We start from the raw sequence: 17,678 nt of genomic DNA, 5'->3' as shown, positions 1-17,678 counted from the left end.
GGCTCAGGCCCCTTTCAGGATGTAGCCGGGAACGTCGTCGTCCTTCGCCAGCTCGCGGAGGTCGTAGTCACGGCCCCGCACGTAGTCGTAGTCATCCTCGTCCTGCAGCGGGTGGCCGCTGCCAAGGTGCTCGTGACCGTAGCGCTCGTACCCGGCGCGATAGGCCGCCTGCAGGGTGACGCCCCGGACGAAGCCGGCGTCCCGGAGAACCCGCACGGACACCTTCGGGTCGGGGTGGGCGGACCTGATGATGAAGTCGACGACCTGGAAATCCGTCATGGCCCGCAGGCGGTCGAGGCGCTTCTCCTCGGCCCGGACCCGCTCCGCCTTGATGGCGAGCAGGGAGACCTGCAGCGCGGCCTCCTCGTCCTCGCTCAGGTCCGCCAGCGTCGCCGCCAGGGCGTCGATCTCGCGCTCAGTAGTCATCCGCGTCTCGGGGGTCGATGGGGACGGCGGCGCCTGTGTTGCCGCTCAGGAAATCGATCCAGGCCATGCCCTCAGGCTACCCTCGGCGCGGCCCCGGAACAGGGGTCCTGCCGCCGGTTGCGGTAACCATGTTGACGGCGGCGGGGGCCTGGATGAACTCGTAAATGAGTTATCCGGGCCCCCGGGGTCCCCGACACAAGCTATATGAGTTGCCCGGCGGCCGGTGTCGGCGACCGCGTTAACCATGCGGTTCCGACAGTGGCCTCTATACGCGACATCCGGACCGCCCCGCCCCCGAGATGTCGCGTATACGAACCATTCGGCCTGCGGCGTCGGCGACCGCGTTAACCCTGGCCTGTGGCGGCTCGCGGTGGCAGGAACGTCGGGAGCGCGGATCCTCGCGCCCTCCTCAGGACCGTCCGTTCAGTGCGCATCATGCTCCACCCGATCCCCGACGGCGTGCCGGTCGTGGGCACGCCCGTCGGGCTCGTGAACCCGACCCGGCTCAAGGAACTGGGCGCAGTCATCACCGCCCGGAACGTGGGCTCGGTGCTGTCCTACGACGGGCGCCAGGCCCTGATCGACGGGCAGCCCGTGGAGCATGACGCCATCGCCGAGCCCCTCTGGGAGGCCATCGACACCGCGGCGCGGCGGCTGTTCGGGCCGCGAGAGTGGACCAGCGACCTCTCGGCCATCACCGGCATGAACACGCGCTCGATGATGCGCGGGCGGATCCTCTCGCACGGCCTGCCGCCGGCCATCCTGTCGCTGCTTGGCCGCGCCGCGGCGAGCCGGTCTCCCCGCGCCCTCGGCCACCTGATGCTCGCCGTCGCGTGGATGTGGGACGAGGCCGTGAAGGATGCCGCGCGCGAGGGGGACGAGGAGGTCTCGCTGGCGCCGGGCGGCCGCCTGTCGCCGCAGGGCCAGGATCTCCTCCAGGAGCGGCTGGACGGCATGCTGGCGCGCGCCTTGGAGCTCGTCGGCGGGATGCAGGCAGACTCCGCCGCGGCCCGGGCCCGGCGCGAAACGAAGCCTTAACCCGGCGCTGCTACGGTCAAAGTCCCTTATCAGGCCTTCCGCGGGAAGGCTGTCAGTGGGAGTAGACCAATGACAGACGAGATCCGGCGCGCGGAGCGCGCCCGGGCGCTGCGCCACGCGTACACGCCCCCCGACACCGTCACCGCCCCCGCGACCCTGCGTCAGCTCCGCTACGGCTGGCCCCTGCTCTGGGGGCACCCCGGCCCGGACCTGCTCGCGTGGTCCCGCTCGATCCCGCTCGACGGGCTGCCGCGCGGCGTGCTCGACGCCCTGGCCGCCCTCGACGAGGGCACCGTCACCGTGGCGGTGGCATCCACGCTAACGGAGGCCTTCGCGGATGCCGCCGCCGACACCCGGCTCACGTCGGACGTGCGCGACGACTGCCGGGAGTACGCCTCCCGCTGCCGGTTCTCCACCGCTTGGCTCGGGGACTACGCGAACTCCGTCCTCGCCATGCACGAGACCGACGTCCATCTCGGCGGCTCGTTCGACGACTGCGAGCGCTGGGCTCTCATGCTCACGCGCGCGGAGCTCTCGTACCTGGCGCACCAGATTCTGCAGGGTGGGCACGACCACACACAGCCCGTCCACCGCGCCTTGATGCGCGAGCGGGCGGCCCAGGAGCTCCTCGCCGAGAGCGAGGTCGTCCGGTTCTGGGCGGCGCTCGACCGGGGCGAGAGCGGCTCCACCCTCCGGGGCGCGGTCCGGGGCCCGGTCCGCGACGACACCGGCACGGACCCGCGGGATCCCGATTTCGACCCCCTCGACCTCGGTGACGAGGCCGTGGAAGCGCCCCCGGCCGGGGTCCGGGTGGCGCCCCCGCTGACGCACCTCGCCGACACGCGGGCGGGCCCGCGGGCGGAGTTCCGTGACGTCGCCGACCGGATTCTGCCCGTCACGCCGGCGCCGGACCCCGAGGCCGTCCATGCCGCGCTGCTGCGGCGCGTGCCGTGGGCCCCGGCGCTGGCCGACGCCGTCGCCAGCGACCTCGTCGGCGCGCCCTACGCCCGCCTGCGTCCCACGCTCCTCGTGGGCCCTCCGGGCAGCGGGAAGACCTCGGCGGGCCTGGCCATCGGCGAGGTCCTCACCCTGCCCGCGACGCTGTTCAGCGCCGCCGGCGTGGCCGACGGCATGTTCGGCGGCACGTCCCGGGCCTACCACTCCGGCCGCGCCAGCATCCCGTTGCAGGCCATCCGGCGGGCGAGGCAGGCGAACGTCCTGATCGTCGTCGACGAGGGGGACAAGGCCGCGACCTCGGACCACAACGGGTCTCTCGTCTCGACGCTGCTGCCGTACCTCGAATCGACGTCGGCGCGCCGGCTGTACGACGTCTACCTTGAGTGTGAGGTCGACCTCTCGCCGGTCTCGTACGTCATCACGGCGAACGACCTGGCGCGCGTCGCCGGCCCGCTCCGGGACCGGTGCCGGGTGATCCACGTGCCGCGTCCCGGCCGGGAGCACCTCGCGGCCCTCGCGCCCCAGATCGCGGAGGCGCTCTGCCGCGAGCGGGGCATGCACCCGTCCGAGGCGGCCCTGGACGCCTCGGAGATGGAGAGCCTGTACGCGTTCTGGCGCGGAGGCTCGCTCCGCGAGCTCACGGCTTGCGTGGCGGTCTGTTTCGACAGCCGCGCCCTCGGCCCGCGCCATTAGGGAGGACAGGCCATGCACGCTCCCGTCCTCGACTACCTGCTCTCCACGCTCCGCTCGCACCGCGCGGCGGGGACCGTCCACCCGGCCGCGGCGGCGGGCATGGAGCAGTACATGCTCCACGTCATCCGCCTGGCGGACGAGCGCGCCATCACCGGGCCCGAGGCCCTCGTCGCGGCGAACCGCGCCCTCAACTCGGCCCTCGGCCTGCCCCCGCTCCAGGAGGCGCGCCGTGAGCCCCGGTGAGATCGCAGCGACCGCCGACCGGATCCAGGCGGCGTGGGAGAGCGGGCGCATCTGTTCGCTCTCCGGGCGGGGGCTCCGCGCCCGCGTCCTACGCGCCGGCAGGCTCGTCCGGGCCGGCATGCTGTCCCCGGCCGCGGCGGCCGCCGTCGCCATCGAGGCGGAGAACGTGGCGCTGGCGTTCGCGCCCCTGCCGACGCCGCCCCTCGATGACTGACGTCTACCGCAACCTCTCGCGCCGGGTCTGGTCGGTGCGAGAGGGCGGCCGCGTCGTCGCGCACCTGCCCGAGATCGCGCTCCGGGACGTGCGCCTCGTCGTCCAACCCGGCGGCCGCGCGGCGTGCCTGCGCACCGGACAGCGCTCGGTTCACGCGGTCGCGCGCGGCACCCGCACCGATTTCGCCGGCGTCCCCGAGGGCGCCGTCGAGATCGGGTACAGCCCGTGGATGGCACCGTATTTCACCTTCCGGCCAGGGTTTCGGAAAGCTTTGGCCTGTAGGGTCGCAGTATTCACAAGCAACGGCACGGCCTGGGCGCTCCTCTGAGCGCGGCCGGAGGACTCCCGCCATGACCGCCCGCCTCTGGGTCCTCTCGGACCTGCATCTCGACGTGCACCCGCTCGATCTCGACCCGCCCGAGCACGACGTCGCCGTCATCGCCGGGGACGTGTGCGAGCGCCTGTGCGACCGCGTCCTGCCGTGGCTGCGGGGGCTCGCCGGCCCCGTCGTCTACGTGCCCGGCAACCACGACTTCTGGAGAACGACGTACCAGAAGGAGGTCGCCGAGGCGCGCGAGCTGGCGGCGGCCGCCGGGATCCACCTCCTGATCGAGGGCGAGGTCGCCGAGATCGCGGGGGTCCGGTTCATCGGCGCGACGCTCTGGACGGACTGGTCTCTCCGCCTGGACGAGCAGGCCCGCGCGATGTCGGAGGGGGCCGCGCGCGAGGGCGGCATGCGGGACGTGCGGCGGATCAAGTGGCGCAGGGGGCCGCAGGACTACAGCAAGTTCCTGCCCCGCTTCTCCGCCGACCTGCACCGCGAGCAACGCCAGCGCATCGAGGCCGCGCTGGCGGAGCCGTACGCGGGCCCGACGGTCGTCGTCACGCACCATGCCCCGCACGAGCGGAGCCTGCGCGGCGGCGGCTGGCGGACGCCGCTGGACGCCGCCTACGCCTCCGACCTCTCCGCGGTGTTGGAGGGGCCGACGGCGCCGGCGGTCTGGATCCACGGGCACATCCACGAGTGCCGGGACTACACGGTCGGGGCCACGCGGGTCGTGGCGAACCCGCGAGGCTACGTGACGGAGCGGCTAGCATCCCGCCTCCGGCCGGCGACGCGGGAGGTCGAGAACCCGGCTTTCGACCCGGCCCTGATCCTGGAGGTCTGAGCATGCGCGCGATCCTCATCGCGGTCGCCCTCGTGGCGGCCCCTCCCGCCGTCGCGGGCGTCATGGTAGGCCCGCTGGTCCGCCGGGGCGGTCGAGCTCCGCGGCCCCGTGACCGTGACGACGGGTCTGGATTTCGTCCGGACCGGTCCCGGCGAGTGGCGCGTGCGGGTGCGGTGCGAGACACGCGACACCCGGACGGGGCGCTGGACGGCGCGCACGGAATCTGGCGTAGCGGTCCAGAGCATGGAGATGGTGATGATCGACGTCGGGCGCCTGGGCCGGATGGTCCTGTTCCCGAACGGCGAGTTCGCCTCCAACACGGCCGCCTGCGCCTCGGGGACCGCCGACCTCGGGACCGGCGACTAAGCGATCGTTTCGTTTTGCCCCTGGCTCCCCGAAAACGAAACGATCGCTTAGTCCGACCTCAGCCCCACTTGTGCTCGCTCAGGCCACGGCCCGTCAGGAACATGAGGAAGTCCTTCCCGAGCGGGGTGAGCGCGGCCCGAGTATCGTCGTCTACGGGTTGCCGCTCGACCGCCACCAGACCCCGCGTGAGCAGGTAGTCGCCCCACGCCTCGAACGTCTCTGGCTTGAAGATGTCGGGGTAATTCCGCAGGGCGGTGAGGGCGTATATTTCCTTGGCCTGCGCGACAGTTATGGGCCCGCGGACGTTCAACTCCTTCAGGGCTGTGATCTGGCTCCCGAATATCAGCCTGTAGGTTTGCTCGTGATCTCGCTCGACTTGAGCGGCGACGGCGATCCGAACCGCCCACGCCATCTGGACGTCGAGGCCGCCCGGCACGACCGTCTCGATGCGGTGGCGCAGTTCGGTCTCCAGCGGACCGTACACGGGGCTGGGCGGTGGGAGTTCCGGAAGCCGCTCGCCGGGTTCGGGTGTCGGGACGGGGAGCCGCTCGGTTTCTGGCGCGTGTTTCTGGGCCTCGATCTGAGCGGCCGCCTCGCCGCCGGTCAGGTCGGCTGATCCTCCCGGGAACGTGAGGGCTCGCAGGTCGCCGAGTTTCTTCCTGACCTCGGGGCGGAAAAGCCCTGCGAAGGCGAGGAGGCCGGTGACGATGACGAGGGCGAGCTGGGCGTTCGGATCCATGGTTAATGAGCCTGGGACGGCCTCGCCCAAACGCAAGCGGCCCGGGAGAGTTATCCCTGGGCCGCTGCGTAGCTAACTGGTGTTCGGTTCTCTTTACTGACGCGGGTAGCCGAGGCGGAGCTCACCCTGGATCCTGGCGCGCTTGGCCTCGCGCTCCTCCACGCGGAGGTGGGCGGCCCAGCGGGGCCAGAGCCACACACCGCCACAAAACAACATGATTTCAATGAGGGGTGATCCCCCACTCAGTGCCGCATGCAACCGGCAGCCGCCGGCCGTGCTGCGGTGCCGCGAGGGATTGCCCAAGATTTTTTCGAGGCTCCTGGATGCCCGTCAGGGGGTCAGGATCGCATCGCCGGTCCTTCCCCTACCGGCCGGTGCGCGCGGCATGGCGTGGCGGCGACCCAGGGGCCTGGACGGGGTGTGTATCAGGGTCTCTCGCGGGAAGGTTTCGGGCCGTTAACCTCCGACCCTCGGGGCCGAACTGCCCCGCTTGTGGAAGGGCGCGACGCGACCCACACTGTGCAGGTTCGCGGGTGTGGTGCCCTGCGACGACCCGCAGAGCCCGATGCCACTCACCCCTCGCCAGGCCTACGCTGTCCCGCCGGTCCCGTCCGTCCTGATGGACCGGGCCGACGTCGCGACGCTGCTGCGCGAGCAGGAGGAGCGCACCGCCCTCCAGGCCAAGCTCGCCCACCTCCGCACCGTCCACGCCCCCCGCGCCCGCGGCAACGCCACGGTCATCGTCGACAGCCGGTTCGCCGAAGGCGTCCAGCTCCGCACCCGCGAGCTCGCCAGGGACCCGGCCGCGCACGCCGCATCCCACGTCTCGCTCCAGCGACACTACGAAGCCCGCGGCGCCCACGCCCTCGCGCGCGTGAATGCCCTGATGTGGGCGGACTGCGAGATCAAGCCGGGCAGCCCCTTCTTCGGTATGCCGCCCCAGGAGATCGCGGGCATCCTGCTCGCCCGCATGGATGCCGCTGGGATCCCGCGGCCGAGCTACATCCTGTTTTCCGGCCGCGGCCTGTGGTGCGTGTGGCTGTCCCGCCGCCCCCTCCGTGCCTGCGTCCAGGCCCGCGTGCGGCGCCTGATCCGCTGCCTGTGGGGCGAGGCCGTCCAGACCGGCGCCGCCAACGCCGAGCGCGTCCGGGCCAAGGCCGCCGCCAACGCTGCCGTGTGGGCCGGCATGGACCTCGACTGGAGCGTGGGCGACATGGCCCGCGTCCACCGCGTCGCCGGCAGCGTCAACGAGAAGAGCCAGGAGCGCGTCCGCCTCCTCTGGCCCGAGAGCTGGGAGGACGTGCAGCGCCACGACCTCGACACGCTCGCCGACGCCGTGCTCCCGTTCTCCCGGTCCGAGACCGCGCTGTACCGCGAGGAGCGCGACGCCCGCCGGGCCTCCCGCGAGGCGCAGGCCCTGGCCGAGGGCGGTCCGGTCGCGCCCCCGCGCCTGCGCACGCATTCCCGGGGACTGTGGGGCGCCGTCGAGGCCGAGCTCCTCCGCGTCCTGTCCCTCGGTCCCGACCGTCTCGCCCGGCTGGAGAAGCGCGACCTAGTGTGCTTCCACCTCGCCGTCGCCCGGGCGCGGACCGGCGTGGGCGGCGACGCCGATTCCTGGGCGATGGAGCTCGGCCCCTACGTCGTCGGCGACGGCCTCACGCAGGAGAACCTGCGCGCCTACCTCGGGTCGGTCGCGAGGCGCCTGCGCCAGCACAAGGCCGGCGAGGTGCGGATGCACAAGGGCAAGGCCGTCACCCCGCTCTACACCCCGAAGCTGGCCAAGGTCCGGTCCGACCTGAACCTGCCCGCCGACCTCTGCGACGAGCTCGGCCTGACCCTGCTTCGCCCCGACGCGCCGACCCAGACGGCCACGGAGCGGTCCGCCGCCCGGCGCCAGCGTGAGGGGGCCACGAGCCGCGCCGCCCACGCCCAGACCCTCGCCGAGGTCGCCCGGCTGGCCCGCGAGTTCCAGGCCGCCGCGGACCTGCCGGTGACCGAGATCGCCCGCATCCTCGACTGCTCGCGCGCCACCGTCTACCGCGCCCTCGATGCCCACCCGGCCGAGACGGTGGTCGAGCCCGTCCCGTCGGAGGAGACCGTCTCGGAGAGTGTCGCAGTTCCGGCACGTAATCTAAAGGGTGGCTACGCCAGCCCTGCCTGCCCCGCCCCGCCCGAGACCCCGGCACCGGCCGCCCCCGCCGCCAAGGCCCCTGAGGCCCGCCCCAGCCGCCGCAAGTCCAAGGCCGCGCCCCAGCCCCAGACCCAGCCCTGGCTCATCCACGGCCCCCTGCAGCGCCTCCTGGCCCTGTACGAGTATTACCGTGCCCGCACCCTGGAGGCGGAGCGCGACGGCCAGAGGCAGGGCTGGTGCTCGCCGTGGGACAACATGATGTGCGCGGCCTCGACGCTGCAGATCGAGATGGCGGATGGCCGCCCGCATCACTCCGCCCCCCTCAAGCCCTGGAACGAGGCGAAGCTCCTCTCTCACCTCGCGCGCGTCGGTATAGATCCCTACCTCTACCTGCCTTGTCCGTCGCCTGAGGCGCGTCTACATTGAGGCCTGGGATCGAGAGATCTCTGCCGGGTCTACTTTGCACCACATCGTCGACCAGACCTTCGCCCGCCCGGTGACCCCGCGGCGGGCGTTGTCGTTCCAGGCCCCCTGGTCACTTGCCAGGGCCGTAGGCAGGATCGGGAAGCCATGATGCTCTCCCCTCCCGCCATGCCCCATCCCCCGACCGTCTCCGCCCGTGCCCGGCGCGAGGCCGACCGCGACCGCAAGCGCGCTGAACGCCAGGCACGCCGGGATGCGGGCGCGCCGGATCCGCGGGCCCTCGACGCCGCCATCGTCGATGCCCTCCGGGATGCCCTGCAGACGGGCTCAGGGACGGGTGGGCTCCACCCCTCCGTCCGGCTCGACGACGTGCTCCGGCGCGCCCTGGGGCACCTGCAGAGGCGCACGAACGGTGGCGCTCCCTTGCAGCGCGAAGCCGTCCACCAAGCCGTCGCGAACCGGTTGGCACCGCCCCCCGCCTGAGGCCCTGGGAACCCGCCAGGCAGGTCCGTTCCCCGGCACCGACCCGTCCCCATCGAGGCCCGCCCGGACTGGCGTTCGAGGATCCCACCTTCCGGACCGCCCAGGGCCGCAACGGCATGGTGGACTACCGCCGGATCAGGACGGGTCCCCGTTCCCGGGATAGGATCGAGCCGGGCGAGGTGCTCGCGATGCACCGGGCGACCCGAGCCTTTATCAAGGACGAGCTCGCCCGACCTTACGATGGCCCGACGGTCGTCGTGACACATCACGCCCCGCATCCGGCCAGCCTGCAAGACCCGCACGCGGACCTCGCGTGGAGCTACGCGTCCGATCTCACCGACATGATCATGGACAGGGGACCGGACATATGGATCCACGGGCACGTGCATCATGCGGCCGACTATCGGATCGGGCGCACGCGGGTAGTCTGCAATCCACGGGGCACCATGACGAACAGTCGGGCTTTGTGCCTTCCGTCGTTGTCGCCTTGTAGTTGCATAGCTAGACGGTGTGTCTGGACAAGGGACCGCCACGATAGGAAACTTGGCCGTAGGATTCCTGGTCAATTTCGATGTCCCGTCCCCACCTCAGCGCTAGCATCGTCGAGCTGGAGCGCATCTTCTCGGCAGCCGAGGGCGACCCGAAGGTCCTCAAGACCCTTCTTGCCGAACTCGGTCAGCGCTCGACGGAGAGAGCCGGGCGCCTCAAGGCCAAGGTGACCGCGGCTCTGGAAGGTGCCGAACCGTCCAAGGCGCCTCCGCGCGCGCCGACGATTCCTGCGCAACCGTCGAAGCCTCCGTGGCCTCCCCGCCCCACCGCCCCCAAGGCGCCGCCTTCCGAACCGAAGCCTGAGGCAAAGCCCTCATCGCCGCCGCCATGGCTGGACCGAGGCCCGCGCAAGGCGCCTCCGCCGGTGAGGGATCGGCCTGAGGACGTGCTCTCGGCGTGGACGGCGCTGGAGGTGCTGTCGCCTGTCACCTACCGCAAGCCCGCGGACATGGCCGACGGCGACACACGCCGGATCGCCGCCCTCGACAGGGGCCTGCCGTGGCGGCCGCCCGGGGAGAAGGCCAGGCAGAACAAGCAGCTCTTCTACCAGGTCGTCCTCGGCGCCGTGCGCATGGACGAGGCCACCAACGCCCTGCTGTCCGTCTTCGTGGACAAGCACCAGGACCGGCCCGTCGCGCGGGGCATGGCGGCAATCGCGACCGTCACCGTCGACAAGACCGGCGTGCTGGTCGAGGAAGGCGCGGCCACGGCGTTGTCGAGCTTCGCCTGGGGCCTGCCGCTTGCCCTCAAGCAGGATCTCGTCGGTCTGGGCTGCTGGCCCGAGGCCGAGACCAAGCTGAACGAGGATCTCGACCGTCGGCTCCGTCGGGTCGACGACGAGGGCAAGCCGTTGCCGCTGGACGCCGACGCGGTCCGTGGCGCCTATGACTGGCTCGTCGGGACTCTGGGGCTCCATCCCAGCCTCGTCGAGGGACCGACCTTCGCGATCCGCGTCTACCACTACTGGAAGGCCCAGGATCCGCCCGACGCACCGTTGATGGGCAGCTTCTTCCTTGAGGACATGGCCGCGGTCAGGAAGCTCGTGACGGCGGGGACGGTCCCCACCGCGCTCCGGTCCTATCTCGGGATCACCAAGCGCGCCGAGCGGAAGGACGTCCTCGCAGGCGAGGCGGTGATGGCCGCGTCGGTGACCCCCGGGCGCTTCCCGCCGGGACGCTGGCCCGCGCCGGGCCGCCATCCCCTCGTCCTGCTGCAGCAGGGCGCGGTCAACGTGGCGATGTCGGACCTGCCGGGCATCGACCTGTTCCCGGTCAACGGGCCGCCCGGGACCGGGAAGACCACTCTGCTCCGGGACATGGTCGCCGCGCTCGTCGTCCGCCGCGCCGAGGCTATGTGCACCTTCGACGTGCCCGAGAAGGCGTTCACGGCCTCCGGCGCCAAGCCCAAGGTCGGGACGGCGACCGTTCCCATCCACCGGGTGGACGAACGGCTGCGCGGTTTTGAGATGCTCGTGGCCTCGTCGAACAACAAGGCGGTCGAGAACGTCAGCCGCGAGCTCCCTGCCCTGAAGGCCATCGCGGACGACGCCGGTAGCCTGCGCTACTTCAAGACGGTGGCCGATAAGGTCGGCGGCGGGGTCGAGGCCTGGGGCCTGATCGCGGCCGTGCTCGGCAATGCCTCGAACCGCTTCGCCTTCCGCGAGGCGGCGTGGGTCGATCCCGATCATGGGCTTCGGACCTACCTCGCCGAGGTGGCGGGCAGCCCGCAATGGATCGAGGAGCCCGATCCGAGCGCACCTGGCAAGGTCCGCAAGCGCCGCCCCCTCGTCGTCGACAGGGAGAGCCCGCTTCGCAACCGGACCGAGGCCCTGAAGAAGTGGCAGGAAGCCCGGGCTGAGTTCCAGGCCGAGGTGGCGAAAGTCCGGAATTTCCTGGTCGAGATCGAGGCCGCCCGGGAAGAGGTCGGCACGCTGCCTGAACTTCGGTCGGCGGCCGCGAGGGCAGCCCGTGCCGCGGATGCCGCTGGGGAAGCGACCGCCACGGCGAAGCAGGATCACCAGGAATCGGTGGCGGAGGCATCTCGGGCGAAGCAGGTGCGGGAGCGGGCGCAGCAGGCCCTGGACGCGCACCAGGCCCGTCGGCCCGGCTTCTTCGCGCGGATGTTCTGGACGAGGCCGGCGAGGGACTGGTCCACGAGCAATGACCAGCTTGGAGCCGTCCTGGAGCGCGCCGACCGTGAGGCCGGCGATGCCGCCGCTCGCTCCGCATCCGCTCAGGGCCAGCATGGCGCTGCCGAGAAGGCGAGGAAGGCCGCCGCCAGGGAATTCCAGCAGGCGGTCGCGATCCGGGATCAGGCAGAGGAGCGGGTGGCCGTGATGCGCCGCAGATGCGGCGCGCGGGCGGTCGATGCCGCCTTCTTCGCTCGGGACAGGGAGGTCCTTCACCTCGCCGCTCCGTGGCTCGACGCCGCCGCCCAACGGGAGCGGGACCGAGTCTTCGAGCTCGCCCTCGCGGTCCACAAGGCCTTCATCGATGCCGCCGCGGTGCCGGTCCGGAGCAACCTCGAAAACCTGTTCAAAGCGCTGATCGGCCGGAACGCGTGGCAGCTGAAGACGCGACCGCACATGCCCGACCTGTGGGCGACCCTGTTCCTCGTCGTGCCGGTGATCTCGACGACCTTCGCCTCCGTCACGCGCATGCTCGGGTACCTGCCGCCGGAGACGCTGGGGTGGCTGCTCGTGGACGAGGCGGGACAAGCCGTGCCCCAGGCCGTGGTCGGCGCGATGATGCGTACAAAGCGGTCCGTAGTGGTCGGCGACCCCCTCCAGATCGAGCCCGTGACGTCTCTGCCCACCGAGTTGGCCGAGACGATCTGCGCGGACTTCGGGCTCGACCCGGAAAGCTGGAATGCGCCGAAGGCGTCCGTCCAGGCGGTCGCCGACGCCTCGGCGACCTTCGTGGCCGAGTTCCAGCAGACCGTGGGCTCGGTGCAGGTCGGCTTCCCCCTACTGGTCCACCGGCGCTGCGCCGACCCGATGTTCAGCCTCTCGAACTCGGTCGCTTACTCGAACCTGATGGTGCACGCGACACCGTCTCGGGCCTCCGGTATCCGGGACGTGCTCGGCCCTTCCCGCTGGGTCGACGTCGTGGGCGGGCGCACCGAGGACAAGTGGTCGGACGCGGAGGGAGCCGCAGTGGTGGCCCTGCTGCGCCGCCTCTCGGAAGCGGGCGTGGCCGAGCCCGACCTCTACATCGTGAGCCCGTTCGTCATCGTGGCCCAACGGCTCCGCGAGCGTGTGTCAGCCTCCGGCCTGCTGCAGCGATGGACCTCCGACCCCTACGCGTGGACCCGGGACCGGATCGGCACGGTGCACACCGTGCAGGGTCGCGAGGCGGACACCGTCATCCTAGTGCTCGGGGCCTCGCTGCCGACGCAGCGCGGCGCTCGGGGATGGGCCGGGGGCTACCCGAACCTCCTCAACGTGGCCGTGACCCGTGCCAAGGAGAACCTCTATGTCGTTGGCGCCCAGGACGCTTGGCGCGAGGCTGGGGTGTTCCGGCATCTCGCCACGCGTCTGCCCGCGTTGGCCGAGACGCTGGAACCGATATAGCCCTCCGCCGGAAGCCGGGCTCGTCCCGCCGTAAACGCTACTTCCGCCGGTTATAGGGGCTCTGGTTGACCGGCTTGAGGGAAACGCCGAGCTCGACAGCCTTCGACTGAACCGCCGTCGGCGTGCGCTTGAGCTTCAGGGCCATCACGCGCGTCGGCGTGTTCTCGTCGGCCAGCTTGCGCAGGGCCCGCGTGTCTCCGGGCGTCCAGGGCTGTCCGGAATTCGACGGTGTCTTCGCCATCATGCTCTCCTGCGGTTACTTACGCCGCGGCCTTCACAGCCGGCAGCCGGTGGAAGGGCTCGAACGCCGGGGCGACCTCCCCGAAGAAGTGACGGCGCAGGTCGGGAAGCTGCTCGCGCGCCTCGACCACGGCCCGGTTCTTCATTTCGGCGATGCGCGAGACGTCATCGAGCGTGTAGCGGTCCAGCGGGACGGTCTGGTCGATCCGCCAGATCGCCTTGCGGTCGTGCACGTCGCCCGTGATGATCTTCGCGGCGCCGAGGGCGCTATGGGACTGACCTGCCATGAAGAGCCGGGCGAGGTTCGGCGCCGCACCGAGCTTGCCTCCGATCCGGCTGGGCGCCTTCACGTCGTTGGTCGTTCCGATGCTCAGGATCTTGAGCCCGTTGCCCAGCCACTGCAGCACGCCCACCGCCTCGACCGCCGCCACGCCGATGGGATTGTTTGCCCATACGCCGCCGTCGACCAGTTCGATTTCCTCCTTCGTGAGGTAAGGGTCGAGGAAGGTCGGCGCCGCCGCGCTCGCCATTGCGGCATCGACCGCCGGCTGAAGGTAGTCGGTCTCGAAACGCGGGTGATGGGCGGTCTTGTAGAGATAGACGCGCTCTAGGATCGGATGCCAGGCCGGGATGACGAGGCGGGTCTGGCTCTCGCCGATCAGGCGACCGCCGATCACCTCGTCCAGCGCCTCCCGAAGGCTCGTGTTGGAATATTTCGTGCCCATCCAGTGGCGAGCCGACCGCGCCTGCCTCGTGATCCAGTTCGCGATGGGGCCGCGATGTTGGTCGAAGATGGCGGGGCCCTTCTCCTCGTAGAAGCGGAGGATCTCCCCGGCGGTGAGGCCAAGGCTCAGTCCAGCCGCAATGATTGCGCCGGTGGACGTGCCGACGATCAGGTCGAAGTAGCGGCCGATGGGCTCGTCGAGATGCTCTTCGAGCTTGGCGAGGAAGGCGGCCGGAAAGACCCCGCGGATGCCGCCGCCGTCGAGGGTGAGGATCTTACGGAATTCGGGAGCGTCGATGTTAGCTTCCATCACGCGGCCTTCTTTTCGGGCTGAAGGACCTCGATGAGGCCGGGGTTGTTGGCGATGATCTCGGCCTCGACGTCGGGGGAGACATGGACGCCTCCGCCACGCCACTCTCCGGTCGCCAGCCAGTCCTCGAAGTACCAGAGCCAGAGGACCGCCCAGGGCACGATGGTGCGCTCCAGCAGCATCGAGGGCCGCCACTCGTAGGCGCTGGGAAGGTACAGGCAGAGCCGCGGGGGCCGCTCGGAGTAGAGGTGAGGAATCCTCGCCCCGTTCGCGAGCAAGGTCAGGTCGGGCTGATCGACGAAGGTGACCGGCACCCCATTGACCCGATACGTCAGGCGTAGATCGTACGTGCGCGAGATCGGGGACGGCGAGGCCTGGAACCGCCACGTCAGCGCGCCACCCGCGATGCCGCCATCACCCCGGGTGATGGGGCTGGCTTTGAGGTTGACGTGCTGCTGGGCGAGCGTGAGGCGCCGCGGACGGAAGGGGGGGCTCATCCGCAGTCCCGCCCGTAGAAGGTGTTGCTCCTGACGGGGACAGCAGCCGCGACGGCCGGCGTGGCCGTTAGTCCGACGAGCGGCGCCACCCTCAGCAGGCCGGAGCGGCGGGCGCTGGCGATCTCGTTGTCCAGCGCGGTGAAGGCGGCGCCGACCGGCCGGGGGCCGAACGATTCGTCCATCCGCTTCCGCACCAGGTCGGTGCCATCGACGCGCGCGAGGTTCTCCATGTCGGCCACCGCCTTGGCGTGCCAGGTAAAGAAGGCCTCCGCCTTGTCCGGATCGTCGTTCCACCGCTCCGCGAAGTTCTCGTCGATGGTGGTCTCGTTCGGGATGTACCAGCCCGGGGACCCGTCCGGCAGCGTCCGGCGGATGAAGGCCGGCATGCCGCGCAGCACGGCGATCATGAGGTCGAACTCGGTGTCGTAGACCCCCGCCTTGACGCAGCGCTCGTAGCTCCACGCGATCAGCGTGGTGAGGATGACCGAGATCGGCCAGAGGGCGAGGTCCTGCCCCTCGAAGTGGACGTCGCGGTGCCGCTTGGCGACTTGCACGAAGTTGCAGAGGATGCTGCGGCCGCTGGAGGCGACGGGGAACGGCTCGATGTCGGCGCGGCTCTTGATCTCCTCGTCCAATGCTTTCGTGAGCTTGATGACCGGCACCAGCGCCGCACGCGCCTCGAACGCCTTGCGGTAACCGCGCGGGTTGCTGCCCTTCCACTCACGCAGGCTCTTATCGGGGACGAGTTCACCCTGGTTGCGGCAGGCAAGGTTCAGGATCGCCGGCGTGATGTCGAGGTGGAACTCGTTCGCGTAGACGAGCCGCCAGCACCGGATCTTCTCTTCCAGCAGCCTGGCGTAGGTCGCGTGCGCCTTGAGGCGGTCGCCGATCACCTTCTTGATGTAGGCCGGCGTCCACACGGTGGTCCCCGAGGGCATGAACGCGACGAGGTCGACGTCATGCTCGTTTTTGCCGATGGGGCGCACCGACGTCCCGAGGGCCGTGGAGCCCTGCAGGTAGATGGAGAGATCGTGCAGCAGGAAGTGCTCGCCGGCGGCAAGCCACCGGGCGACGCCCTCGTAGCGCTCCTTAGCCTGTTGGAACCGGCTCTCTGTGATGTCGAGCTCGGCGCACATGCGCGCCAGTAGGTTGATCAGGTAGGCCTTGCGGTGGGCCAAGCGGTGATCGACGAACATGCCTCATCTCCATCGAGATAGGCAGCGCGCCAATCTCCATAAGTGAAGCCATTTATGGTGGTGCGACCGAACGTCGTCAAGGTCCCGTTCACCACGAACCTCGATGGCCTATGCGATGCGCTGGTAGACGAATTCGACGCCACCCGTGTCAGCGACGCTTTCCCGCCGCAGCAGGAAGCCGCTGGACCAGAGCTGCTTGAGCTTCATGGAGGCGTTCGCCACCGTGACGTGAATGGCGTCAGCAATTTCGGAGGCACGTGCGTGCGACCGTGCAACGACGAAATCGAGTGCCGCCTTCGATCCGGCACTAGGTTCGAAACCGATGAACCGATGGCCCTTCGCATCGGCAATCACCAACGGCTGCTCGACACGTCGGGCGGCCGCGTCGATGTTTTCCTCGATGTAGGGAGTGGCGATTTCGAACAAGTAGAAGCCCTTCTCGCCCTTATAGCGGCGGGCGAGTTGAACGATTGTCTCGGACGCGAAGGAATAGTCGACCTGCTTCACGCCCTTGAAGGAGATCGGGAAGATCGTCTGGTCGGGGTTGCGCTCGACATGCTCGACGAGCTTCGAGAAAACCGGTCGTCCCATCTCCCGTCCCCAGCCCTCGGACTTGGGCATCATATCGCGAAGCACGATCATCGAAGCACCTGGTTCATGTCCGTCATTTAAGCGGTGATGATGGCGTCAGACAAGAGACAGCTCGAAAGCGATGTGAGTTCCAGCGAGCTCCGGTAACTCCGATGAGAGGATGGCGGTGTTCGGAAGGTACGCCTCCCCCGATGGCACCAGCGTCACCGCTTGCGACCTCAGCCGCACATCGAGTGTGGCTCGATATTTGATCGCCTTAGTCGCACACCCCTTCAGGCCATTTCCGTGGGAGGGGTCGTCGAATCGCGACAGGCCATCGCGGAACATCTCCACGAGCAGGTCTATGTCCCGGATGTCGCGATAGCTCGGGTCCCTAGCTTCCAAGGCGGGCCGAATGGTCTGCATCAGCCCACGCCCATTATCGGAGACCACGACGCGCGCCTTGTTGGAGGCGGGGTACGATTGGAAGGCCGCATGCCCGGTCGCACCGTCGCCACCGTGCAGGTACACGTTTCCGATGAGTTCCGAGAGGATCGTCGACATCGCATCCTCGAATTGCGGAAAATCGGTCCGGGCCCCGCAGGTCGCGCCAATGGTCTCCTTGAGCTTGGAGATTAGGTCGTGGGCATCCATCCCCGGGCGGATGCCACAGATTTCCACGAGGCCCCGATTGTTGCCGCCGAACACATGCGCGCCCGACACGGCCGGACGATCCGGCGACACCTCAACCTCAGGCGCGAGGTGATCGAAAAAGCCCATTCGGTCGAGATACCCCATCGCAGGGCCGTCTTCGAATACGAGCCGGACCGGAATGTCTTGCGCGATGATCTGGTTCGAATAGGCAAGGAGGCGGACGCAAGCGTCGAGCAGCATCTTGGTCCGGCTCGTCACCTGGAAGGTGACCGGCACGGGCGAGGCGAAGGGGTTTCCTCCCGCCCGTACCGCCCTGTCGACATCACTCGCCCTGAGCCAATTCCCCCCCAGTCGGATCAACATGCTCGAAGGCGCTCTCAGAAACGAATCGGGGATAATGCCTGAGCGGCCAGGATACTCGCCTCCCGCACCACTCCGCAGCTACAACCGCCCAAGAGCGTCGGCCGGGCCGGTTCAGGAGGGTC

General features: G+C 69.8%; 18 protein-coding genes. 10 read left to right on the top strand and 8 right to left on the bottom strand.

The window, feature by feature from the left end; genetic code table 11:
* Positions 1–3 precede the first annotated feature (3 nt).
* Positions 4–426: a hypothetical protein gene (locus LPC10_RS08535; RefSeq protein ID WP_231346304.1), complete on the bottom strand. Its 423-nt coding sequence runs from the start codon at positions 424–426 to the stop codon at positions 4–6.
* 435 nt (positions 427–861) lie between these two features.
* Here LPC10_RS08535 and LPC10_RS08530 point away from each other — a divergent pair, with 435 nt between their 5' ends.
* The 7 genes from LPC10_RS08530 (at position 862) to LPC10_RS08500 (ending at position 5,106) form a co-directional block, all read left to right on the top strand.
* Positions 862–1,464 carry a hypothetical protein gene (locus tag LPC10_RS08530; RefSeq protein WP_231346996.1) on the top strand — a complete coding sequence of 201 codons (603 nt, stop codon included), beginning with the start codon at positions 862–864 and terminating at the stop codon, positions 1,462–1,464.
* A gap of 69 nt (positions 1,465–1,533) precedes the next feature.
* Entirely contained in the window at positions 1,534–3,114 is a 1,581-nt protein-coding gene (locus LPC10_RS08525; protein WP_231346303.1) for an AAA family ATPase, read from the top strand.
* A gap of 12 nt (positions 3,115–3,126) precedes the next feature.
* Positions 3,127–3,357 carry a hypothetical protein gene (locus LPC10_RS08520; RefSeq protein ID WP_231346302.1) on the top strand — a complete coding sequence of 77 codons (231 nt, stop codon included), beginning with the start codon at positions 3,127–3,129 and terminating at the stop codon, positions 3,355–3,357.
* The gene (locus LPC10_RS08515; RefSeq protein ID WP_231346301.1) at positions 3,344–3,571 is read left to right on the top strand and encodes a hypothetical protein; all 228 of its coding nucleotides are present in this window, start codon (positions 3,344–3,346) and stop codon (positions 3,569–3,571) included. The genes LPC10_RS08520 and LPC10_RS08515 overlap by 14 nt, the downstream gene beginning before the upstream one ends.
* Positions 3,564–3,899, top strand: a complete 336-nt coding sequence (locus LPC10_RS08510; RefSeq protein WP_231346300.1) for a hypothetical protein — start codon at positions 3,564–3,566, stop codon at positions 3,897–3,899. Before LPC10_RS08515 ends, LPC10_RS08510 begins: the two co-directional genes overlap by 8 nt.
* Positions 3,900–3,921: 22 nt before the next feature.
* Entirely contained in the window at positions 3,922–4,740 is an 819-nt protein-coding gene (locus LPC10_RS08505; protein ID WP_231346299.1) for a metallophosphoesterase, read from the top strand.
* Between the two features lie 108 nt (positions 4,741–4,848).
* A complete protein-coding gene (locus LPC10_RS08500; protein WP_231346298.1) occupies positions 4,849–5,106 on the top strand; it encodes a hypothetical protein in 258 nt (85 codons plus the stop codon).
* Between the two features lie 58 nt (positions 5,107–5,164).
* Here LPC10_RS08500 and LPC10_RS08495 read toward each other — a convergent pair whose 3' ends face one another.
* Positions 5,165–5,845, bottom strand: a complete 681-nt coding sequence (locus tag LPC10_RS08495; protein ID WP_182553626.1) for a hypothetical protein — start codon at positions 5,843–5,845, stop codon at positions 5,165–5,167.
* Positions 5,846–6,410: 565 nt separating this feature from the next.
* Between LPC10_RS08495 and LPC10_RS08490 the strand changes: the two genes are divergently transcribed.
* The 3 genes from LPC10_RS08490 to LPC10_RS08480 all read left to right on the top strand — a co-directional run bounded on the left by LPC10_RS08490 (position 6,411) and on the right by LPC10_RS08480 (position 13,002).
* Positions 6,411–8,402 carry a helix-turn-helix domain-containing protein gene (locus LPC10_RS08490; RefSeq protein ID WP_231346297.1) on the top strand — a complete coding sequence of 664 codons (1,992 nt, stop codon included), beginning with the start codon at positions 6,411–6,413 and terminating at the stop codon, positions 8,400–8,402.
* 144 nt (positions 8,403–8,546) lie between these two features.
* Positions 8,547–8,882, top strand: a complete 336-nt coding sequence (locus LPC10_RS08485; protein WP_182553624.1) for a hypothetical protein — start codon at positions 8,547–8,549, stop codon at positions 8,880–8,882.
* Positions 8,883–9,795: 913 nt separating this feature from the next.
* Positions 9,796–13,002 (top strand): DEAD/DEAH box helicase, encoded by a 3,207-nt coding sequence (locus tag LPC10_RS08480; protein ID WP_231346296.1) that lies wholly within the window; start codon positions 9,796–9,798, stop codon positions 13,000–13,002.
* Between the two features lie 37 nt (positions 13,003–13,039).
* Here LPC10_RS08480 and LPC10_RS08475 read toward each other — a convergent pair whose 3' ends face one another.
* The 6 genes from LPC10_RS08475 to LPC10_RS08450 form a co-directional block, all read right to left on the bottom strand.
* On the bottom strand, positions 13,040–13,243 hold the full coding sequence (locus LPC10_RS08475; protein ID WP_182553622.1) for a hypothetical protein: 204 nt from the start codon (positions 13,241–13,243) through the stop codon (positions 13,040–13,042).
* Positions 13,244–13,262: 19 nt separating this feature from the next.
* The gene (locus LPC10_RS08470) at positions 13,263–14,276 is read right to left on the bottom strand and encodes a CBASS cGAMP-activated phospholipase (RefSeq protein ID WP_231346295.1); all 1,014 of its coding nucleotides are present in this window, start codon (positions 14,274–14,276) and stop codon (positions 13,263–13,265) included.
* On the bottom strand, positions 14,276–14,773 hold the full coding sequence (locus LPC10_RS08465) for a hypothetical protein (protein ID WP_231346294.1): 498 nt from the start codon (positions 14,771–14,773) through the stop codon (positions 14,276–14,278). Before LPC10_RS08465 ends, LPC10_RS08470 begins: the two co-directional genes overlap by 1 nt.
* The gene (locus tag LPC10_RS08460) at positions 14,770–15,969 is read right to left on the bottom strand and encodes a nucleotidyltransferase (protein ID WP_231346293.1); all 1,200 of its coding nucleotides are present in this window, start codon (positions 15,967–15,969) and stop codon (positions 14,770–14,772) included. The genes LPC10_RS08465 and LPC10_RS08460 overlap by 4 nt, the downstream gene beginning before the upstream one ends.
* 108 nt (positions 15,970–16,077) lie before the next feature.
* Complete coding sequence (locus LPC10_RS08455) at positions 16,078–16,611, bottom strand: hypothetical protein (protein ID WP_182553618.1); 534 nt, start codon at positions 16,609–16,611, stop codon at positions 16,078–16,080.
* Positions 16,612–16,656: 45 nt separating this feature from the next.
* Positions 16,657–17,433, bottom strand: a complete 777-nt coding sequence (locus LPC10_RS08450) for a hypothetical protein (protein WP_231346292.1) — start codon at positions 17,431–17,433, stop codon at positions 16,657–16,659.
* Between the last annotated feature and the right edge of the window lie 245 nt (positions 17,434–17,678).

It is taken from the genome of Methylorubrum sp. B1-46 (assembly GCF_021117295.1).
Lineage (GTDB): Bacteria > Pseudomonadota > Alphaproteobacteria > Rhizobiales > Beijerinckiaceae > Methylobacterium.
Note: the sequence above shows the minus strand (reverse complement) of the source record. Positions and strands in the feature narration are given on the sequence as shown.